We start from the raw sequence: 8,917 nt of genomic DNA, 5'->3' as shown, positions 1-8,917 counted from the left end.
ATATATAAGTATCGGCAATAGACAAATAGCCAGGAGAATAACTTTGAACTATTCTCTTGTCTGCATAGTAAGAGCTTTCCGCAATTATTGTTATTTTTCTTGCACTTTCTAACTTCAAAGCTGCTATGTTACCTTGCTTATCCGAGGTTATCACCATATCTGGAGCAATCAATTGGTCTTCATTTACTAAAGTTCCATCTGAAGAATAAGCATAATCTGCTATATCAGTTGCATATATATCATAATATACATATATTCGAGCATAGCTGTCTCCATGGAGCCCCAATCCATCTTCATATTCTATAGTAACAACAACTATCCTTTCACTTACATTATTATTATCGTCACTATGACAGCTACATAGTAATAAAAACAATAAAAAAATAACATATTTATTCTGATTCATATTTTTCTAATTTATAGATCCGGGAGAAATAAACAACCGATACCAACCAGTATAATATTGAGGAGACATGTTCAGATAAAAATATTTTCCATTCAAAGGAGTTCCCATAGAAGTATCATCTACAAGAATATCATCGCCAAAATTAATTATAACTTCTCCTAATTCATCATTACCTTTAGTAGTTGATACTTGATAAGTAACTGTTTTGTTAACTTTTGCACTTGCACCAAATTTACCTCCTAACTTAACAACTTCTCCAAAAGTAGCATCAAAACCAAAGTTTGTAGCAAATTCGCTCGTAGTCGAACTAGTTTGTACAATAGTTTCTGTATTATCAACTTCCTCTAATGCTATTTTTATTGTACTACTATAATTATCTAAATTCCAAGAAAATAGAGGGATAGGATCTGCAAATAAAACTCTTTTATTCTTGGCCGAATACACAGTATAAACATCACCATTTCTTGCAGCTGTTATATCAAACAAGTCAGTAGCCTTAATCCTAAAATATGTCACAAACTCATTTCCTACCGCTGTTTTGGAAGCCACATAAACTTTTACCTTAAACTCAAATTCTCCATCAACCCATCCACTCCCTACGACTCTAATTTTCCCCATTATTATTCCTGTTACATTTCCATAGTATTGTGGATCTCCAGCTTGATCACTAATTTTATTTATTGCCCCCACTACATCACCATTCATCTCAAATCCCCAAAGAAATTCCTTACATTGATATTGAAATGGTCCATTAGGGTTAGATGATGAAATATTATAGTAAATATAATCTCTTTGCCAACCAGTACCCTTGGGAACTTTCTCATATGCTTCTTTTACTTTTGTAAATCTAGGATCCATAGTACTTGAACCTTGATGATATCTTTCATATGTAGATCTAGTAACTATCATTTTATCATTTGTAGATAAGTTATCAAAGCTAGAATCCAAAAAAGCCAATCCATTTAACCTATTATCTAATACCTGCCTCGTATTAGAGGAACTACTGGCTATAATACGTTCATTTTCTTTAATAACTACTACTGGAAATGCAGGAATCTCATTAGGAGCAAGTATTCGTTCCTTTCCTAATACACTCCAAATCGGAATCTCACTTGATGAGGTTAAACGAACAGCTACCTTAGGAATCATATTAGAAATATTCCATGTTTCTGCTGAAAATGTATTTTCAGGTAATTCAGGTACAAAAATCGTTAAATTAGGAATCATATCTACAATTATAGATAAAGAATCTTGTGGAATATATTTCAGAAGAAGTTGCTCTAAAGTGTTTCCCATTTTATTCTTTCTATCCTTAATCATCAAATATAACACATCATAATCATAATCTATTTGCTTCAAAGCTTCTTCTTTTACTATTTCTCTAGCCTCTTTGTCTTCCGCTAAAACTTTAGCAAAAGCAGAACCAAATTTCATTTTTAATTGATCTTTTGAAACAAACGTCACATCTCCATTATCTAAATTATCATTCACCAAATCAGCTTGTTCACATGATGATAGACAAAAGGCACTTGCGCTTAGCAATAATGAGACAATAAATTTAAGAGTTCTCATATCACCTATAATTGTAGCTATATTTTTCATAATTACTAAATTTATAATCATTACAATACAAAAACAGATAAAAACTTCAACATTACACATTTAGGCCTAAATATATCATAACAATGTATCAATGATTAGCTACACCTTGATACAACATAAATTTGAGACATTAAAGATGATAATAATAAAAACGTATACACTACTTATATAATAGTAAAACAAGAATTACGCAACACTCTTATTGCATACAGATCAGTTCAAACAAGATAAATAATTACAGAATAATTTTATTTATTAAATATAAATGTTTTGTTTATTACAAATATATGAAACAAAATCGATATTCAAAACATCAGCATACATTATTAACGAATATTACACATCCATCAAAAGCTTACCTCAAAAGTAATATAATATGCAAAAGCGGCTGAAAGCAATAACACCCTCATTTCCGGGCACTGCTTTCAGCCGTTTTTCCTTGTTCAGCAAGAGACTACTTAGAATCACACAATACTGAAATCATTTTCTTACTGTGCTGATTCTACCAATACTACACGGTTCAGAATCGGTTGACCAAATTTGTCAACACCACCACCGGCTGCAACTTTCAATCTATCGGCAGAGATGCCATACTTCTTAACGAGCAGGTCTTTAACAACTTGTGCGCGTTCCAAGCTCAACTTCTGGTTGAAAGCCGGAGTACCTGTTGCAGAGTCTGCATATCCGTTGATTGTGTATGTAGCATTCGGAGATTCTTTTATCTTGCTGGCAAGATATGACAAGTTCATTTCTTCTTGCGGAGATAATTTATCAGAACCGATCTTGAAGAATACGGTACGCGGAGCAATGTTAGTATCTGTTATAACAACTTCTTCAGTATCTTCTACTTCTACCGGTTGTTGTGCATTTGCCAACTGTTGCTGCAATTGCATATTAGCTGCTGCCATTGCATTCATTTGATTACGCATCTGATTCAATTCAAGTTCAGAGATAATCTGTGGAGTAGGACGTTGGAATCCGCGAGTCGGGAAATAATAAGTCACCCCGATGGTAGCACCTAAAATACCATCATAATCGGGTTTACCTCCATGTTCTCCGTCAAACTTGCCTTCCAGACCTGTTGCACTCAACTCCAGATTCAAGTCGACAGCATTCGACAAACGGAAACGGTTGATAATACCTGCATTGAAAGTAGCGGAGTTAGTGTGAGGACGAGAATAAGCATGAGCCCAACCGGCACCAATATAAGGGATAATTTCATATACACGGTTCGGATTGTATCCACCGAAAAGTGCATTCAGGTTAATCATCAAATCACCATGCAAGTTCATGTAGTCCCATCTTTGTTTGTAAGAACCATCTTCTCTCGGACCGCCAACCACATAATTAGCATTTTCGCTGGTGGTAAATCCTTTGGCTTGTAATCCGCTGTACTGCAAACGCAATCCGAATCCCGGAGTTACCCATTTACCAACAGACACGTTAAATGTGGGAGCAACACGATCTCTGAACTTACCGATATGGTCATTGTTTCCATACAATACCTGGGCACCTCCTCCTACAGAGAAGAACCAGTTACTCCAGAAAGGATTAGTTATTACTTGATATTTATCTTGCACCTGAATCACTTCGTATTCAGTTACAGTCATTGTCTGCTGCGCAGAAGCGACAGACGCAACGCCGGCAAATGCCAGCAACATCAGAATCTTTTTCATATACCTAATAGTTAAGTGGTTATTTAAATCTTTTTCTTTGTTGAACTATTTAAATAACACGAACTGAACTAAAAGGTTTTAGGAAAAGATGAATTTATTTGTTTTATTTGAATAATCTTTCGATATCCTCCTCCTTAATGGTTGTCAAAACGGTTTTCCCATCGGGTGTGTAATTGGGTGAGGGACAGGCAAAAAGGTTGTCTACAAGGCTTACCATTTCTTCATTGCTCAACACCTGTCCGTAGACGATAGCCGCTGCCCGCGCCAATGTTAATGCCAGAATGTTTTGGATTTCTTCCTTAACGTCATTCCCTTTTTCCATTGCTGTATGTAGCATATTACGCACCAGTTCGACCGGATTCAGTCCTTCAATCCCCGAAGGAATACCATTAATGGCATAGCTACCGCCTCCCAAATTACTCAAATCGAAACCGACTGCAGACAAATCATCCATAATACTTTGCAGTACAGCTGCTTCCGAAGCCGGCAACTGTAAGATTTCCGGGAACAGGACGCCTTGTGATACCCCCTGTTTTTGTTGAATCTGTACCATATAACGATCAAAAAGCACCCGTATGTGTGCCCGGTGCTGATCGATTAGCATCAAACCGGATTTAACCGAAGTCAAAATAAACCGCCCTTTAAACTGCAAATGCTGATTTCCTTTCTCTATCACCGGTTCACTGGCATACAAAGTAGAAGAAGCGGCAGAGGTGACCGTCTCCATCTTTTCTTCAACGAAAGCAGGTTGGCCGCCAATAGAAGAGTCTTCCCAATCCATTTCGGGTTCCGGTTGCGGGTTATTCATCTTACTGGCTTTCGTCAGCCCTCCGTACAAATCTTCCCATTCCACTTTCGAACGGCTGTACGATCCGCCACCACCGCCACCGGCAGAAACTTTAAACGGATTATAATCTGTATTATAATGTATCTTCGGAGGCTCGGAAGATATTTTCTCCTCAAATGCCGGAATGTCAGGCATATCTTCCGTATCAAAGTCGATGGAAGGGATCGCACTGAATTTACCCAACGACTCCTTCACGGATGCTGAAAGTATCTGCCAGATGGCCTGTTCATTTTCAAACTTGATTTCAGTCTTTGTCGGATGGATATTCACGTCAATATTAGCCGGATCTACATCGAAATAGATAAAGTAGGAAATCTGTTCACCAGTGGGAATCAACTGTTCATAAGCCTCCATGACTGCCTTATGAAAATAAGGATGACGCATATAACGCCCGTTGACAAAGAAATACTGATGTGCCCCTTTCTTACGGGCAGTCTCCGGCTTGGCTACGTATCCGGAGATTTTCACCATGGTAGTATTGACCTCTATGTTCAGTAACTGCTGATTGAGCTTCTTACCGAAAATAGCAAGGATACGTTGACGTAATTGTGATACCGGAAGATTGAATAACTCCGAATCATTACTATAAAGCGAAAAGGCAACCTCCGGATGCACCAAAGCGATCCGTTCAAATTCGGCAAGGATGTTACTCAATTCCGTTGAATTAGCCTTTAGAAATTTACGACGGGCAGGTACATTAAAGAATAGGTTCTTTACAGAGAAGTTACTTCCTTTAGAACAGGACACAGCCTCTTGGCTTTCCACTTGAGAGCCTGCAATCACCAGCTTCGTGCCCAATTCTTCCGATTCCGGACGTGTCTTTAACTCTACCTGTGCCACAGCAGCGATGGAAGCCAATGCCTCTCCGCGAAATCCCATTGTACGCAAAGCAAACAGATCCGCCGCTTGACGTATCTTGGAAGTGGCATGTCGCTCAAAAGAAAGACGGGCATCCGTTTCGGACATTCCTTTTCCATCATCAATCACCTGAATGCTGGTTTTACCTGCATCAGTCACCAATACATGTATATTTTGTGCATCTGCATCAATCGCATTCTCCACTAGCTCCTTGATGACAGACGCGGGACGTTGTATCACTTCACCGGCAGCAATCTGGTTAGCTACCGAATCAGGTAACAAATGAATTATATCGCTCATTCTTCGTAAATTAATAATTAAAAGTTCCAGCTTCCTGTCGCCAAATAATGCCACAGATAAAGAAGGAAAGCAATGATTATCAGTATGATTCCGAAAGAGACCGGTTTGCGGCCACTCGCTTTTCTTCTTTTCAAATGCGTAGTACCTTCGATGAACTTACCGCGAATATCCTCCGGATTAAATTCCTTTTCCGGAAGCATCCCCAAGTCACGTTTGGCGTTCTCCTCCATCTTTGCGAGCTTTTCTTTCCGCTCGTCTACATAAATGTATTGATGATTAAAGCCACGGGGCTTTCTCATTGAGTTAAACATTCCCATACTACTTCATATTTATTAAGTTTCGCTTTTCTGTTTTAGGTCGCCGGTCGGTGGTCGGTTTCAGTGTATCACCCGCACGCTTACCCCGCCAGTTAAAGATATCATCCTTATTCAGCGGACGGACATAGTCGAACCAGGCAAAAGTGGGAAGACGCAATTTATCAGGCGGTATCTGGTCCATCGGATACATCGTTCCGTTGGATTTACCGATAAACAGTCCTTTTTCCATCTTCTTGTCCTTCATATAAAGATGGAGCACACTACCTTCCAGACAATTAAATCCGGTCATCGTACTGTCTTTTTCTTCCGGATAGAAAGCAGTCAACACATTACCAATCACTTCAATATGACGCATATCTCCATTAATGAAATAGGCTTTCATCTCTTTGCCAGACACTTGGTTATAATGAATAGAATCTTTCATTTCCACCGTCAACGCCTGGTTGATGATGTGCGCCCAGTCAATCGTGCTGTCATTCATATAAATCTTGATCTGCTCGCCAAGTAGTTGCTGCCCTTCATTCCAAAGAATAGGGTCGGTATACATGGTCATACAGGAATCCTTCGAATTATAGACCAGTGAGTCACATACTCCCTGAACATCCGTACGATACATACGTACCTTGTGGTAAGCCTTCATCAACCGGAAAACGGAATCGGTATTCAGGTTGTAAGACACCAACTGCAATGTATCGCCATGCATAAAAAGACTGTCAGGCCCTTGCGAGTAGTCGATTGCCACCGCACGTTTCGTCGCAAACGCGGAGTCTGTCAATTCATTATAGAAACAATAATCACCCGTCAGCATATTCTTATTAATGGAATCTGTCATCTTCACATTATCGAACGCCTCGCCATAACCGATGATACGGTCATAGAACAGACTGTCGCCTACCAGTTTCTTTCCCTGATTGGTCAGTACCGAACGGTCCAACAGTTCGGCTTGTTCGGTCATTGTGTTATAGAATCCCCGTTCCGAATAGATATGATTATTATCACTGACGATATTGGAAGGTCCGAGAATAACTGCGATTTTGTTTTCCGTATTATACCTTAATGTATCGGAAGTCAACACAAACTTTGGGTTTACCAACTTCACATCATGGTTGAATACCGACTGTTTTGTTGCAGGACTGTATTCTCCCCAATCGGAAGTCAATACATTCTCTTCATCCATCAAGGTTCCTCCCTCGAAATAATATCCGAGGTCGTAGAGACGGTCGTAGTTCAAGCTATCTGTCAACAGGGTGGTGTTCCGATTAATCATCTTCACATTTTCACGAAGCTGCGCTATTTGCGTCATGCCGTCATAATAAAGATAATCACCGTAAATGAACAAAGTGTCTCCCTGTTCCATACGCACATTACTGAAGGCCTCCACAGAGTTGGTTTTCTCAAAAATCAGTGCACTGTCACAGTACATATACATACTATCATGCCGCAATTTCACGTTACCAATCAACACCTGCACATCCGGACGCGCCAACTTATCCGCCTGACCTTCATCAGCATGAAGCAGATAAACTTTGGTCTTTTTATTCTCCGGTTGCTTCTTGTTGTTTTGCGCCACAAGACATACACCAAACAGGCATAGAAAGCCTATAAGGAGCCATCTATGCCTGTCTTGTTGTTTATTTTTCTTATTTGTTTTCAGCATATAAAATCAAAGCAAGGTTACATCAGTCCTTCTTGACCCAACCCGGATACTTGAAGTCACACTTCTGCCAGTTTTCGTTGATGCGTACATAAGTATGTTTCTGCTTGTCCAGAATCCATTTCTGCAACATCTCTTCACGGCGTTTCTCCATCACAATTTCTTTCAGGTCCTGATAGTCTTCTGCAATGGTTGCTTTATGGCCGTTGATTTTTGCTTTCAACTTCACGATAGCACATACTTCTTTTCCATCTTTCTCATTAATCATTGTAAAGGCTTTGGAAATTTCGCCCACATTCATCTTATCCACTACCTTAGCAACGTCTTGAGGAAGATCCTGCATCTGGAACTTAGAAGTAGTCACACCTGAATTTTCATTGATGTTCACCATAATACCATGGTTGTTACGAGTATCTTTATCCTGTGAGATAACGGCAGCCGCATCATCAAATGTAAATTTGTTGGCACGAATATCATCAGCAATAGAATCCAGACGGTCACAAGCCTCGGTCAGTTCTTTTTCCGATACTTTCGGACGCAACAAGATATGGCGAGTGTTGACACGGTCACCACGTTTTTCAATCAACTGGATAATGTGGAAACCAAATTCCGACTCCACAATCTTGGAAACTTTCTTCGGATCTTGCAAACTGAACGCTACATTCGCATAAGCAGGGTCCATCATACCACGTCCCATGAATCCACATTCACCACCTTTAATGGCAGATGCCTTGTCTTCCGAATACAAACGCGCCAATGTAGAGAAGTCAATTTCTCCTTTTGTCACACGATCCGTATAATCACGCAACGTCTTTTTTACATCCTCAATCTCCGAGATAGGAATTTTCGGTTGTAAAGTAATGATCTGCACTTCTACCTGTGTCGGAATGTAAGGAATACTATCTTGTGGAAGGTCTTTAAAATAACGGCGTACTTCTGCCGGAGTCACTTTGATTTCTCCTACCAGTTTCTGCTGCATCTTCTGAACGGTCAATCCGTCACGTGCATTATCACGCAGCGTCTCACGAATCTGGGTGGAAGTTTTATTGAAATACTCCTCCATCTTCTCTCTGGAACCGATCTGCTGGATGTACATGTTGGTCATCATATCCACACGCTGGATGATTTCCGCTTCGGAAACCTCGATACTGTCCAACTTTGCCTGATGCAGGAACAACTTCTGCACGGCAATCTCTTCAGGAATTACACAATAAGGATCGCCGTCAAATCTGCGTCCATTATACAAGGCATCCATAC

At 39.8% G+C, this 8,917-nt stretch carries 7 protein-coding genes; all 7 read right to left on the bottom strand.

The window, feature by feature from the left end:
• The coding region (locus ACT8YW_RS20345) for a hypothetical protein (protein ID WP_444106959.1) at positions 1-406 on the bottom strand (406 nt) is incomplete at its 3' end.
• A gap of 6 nt (positions 407-412) precedes the next feature.
• A complete protein-coding gene (locus ACT8YW_RS20340) occupies positions 413-2,008 on the bottom strand; it encodes a hypothetical protein (RefSeq protein ID WP_444106958.1) in 1,596 nt (531 codons plus the stop codon).
• A 488-nt stretch (positions 2,009-2,496) separates the two neighbouring features.
• Complete coding sequence (locus ACT8YW_RS20335) at positions 2,497-3,684, bottom strand: OmpA family protein (protein WP_217725302.1); 1,188 nt, start codon at positions 3,682-3,684, stop codon at positions 2,497-2,499.
• A 103-nt stretch (positions 3,685-3,787) separates the two neighbouring features.
• Positions 3,788-5,689, bottom strand: coding sequence for a DNA mismatch repair endonuclease MutL (mutL, locus tag ACT8YW_RS20330; protein ID WP_444106957.1), 1,902 nt, complete (start codon positions 5,687-5,689; stop codon positions 3,788-3,790).
• Positions 5,690-5,706: 17 nt separating this feature from the next.
• A complete protein-coding gene (locus ACT8YW_RS20325) occupies positions 5,707-6,006 on the bottom strand; it encodes a hypothetical protein (protein WP_004314386.1) in 300 nt (99 codons plus the stop codon).
• A gap of 1 nt (position 6,007) precedes the next feature.
• Entirely contained in the window at positions 6,008-7,663 is a 1,656-nt protein-coding gene (locus ACT8YW_RS20320) for an OstA-like protein (RefSeq protein ID WP_270702907.1), read from the bottom strand.
• A 22-nt stretch (positions 7,664-7,685) separates the two neighbouring features.
• On the bottom strand, positions 7,686-8,917 hold a 1,232-nt coding region (locus tag ACT8YW_RS20315), incomplete at its 5' end, for a peptidylprolyl isomerase (protein ID WP_444106956.1).

Origin of the sequence: Bacteroides sp. (genome assembly GCF_052357945.1) — a bacterium.
GTDB lineage: Bacteria > Bacteroidota > Bacteroidia > Bacteroidales > Bacteroidaceae > Bacteroides.
The sequence above is the reverse complement of the archived record's forward strand: the minus strand, read 5'-3'. Positions and strand labels throughout refer to the sequence as shown.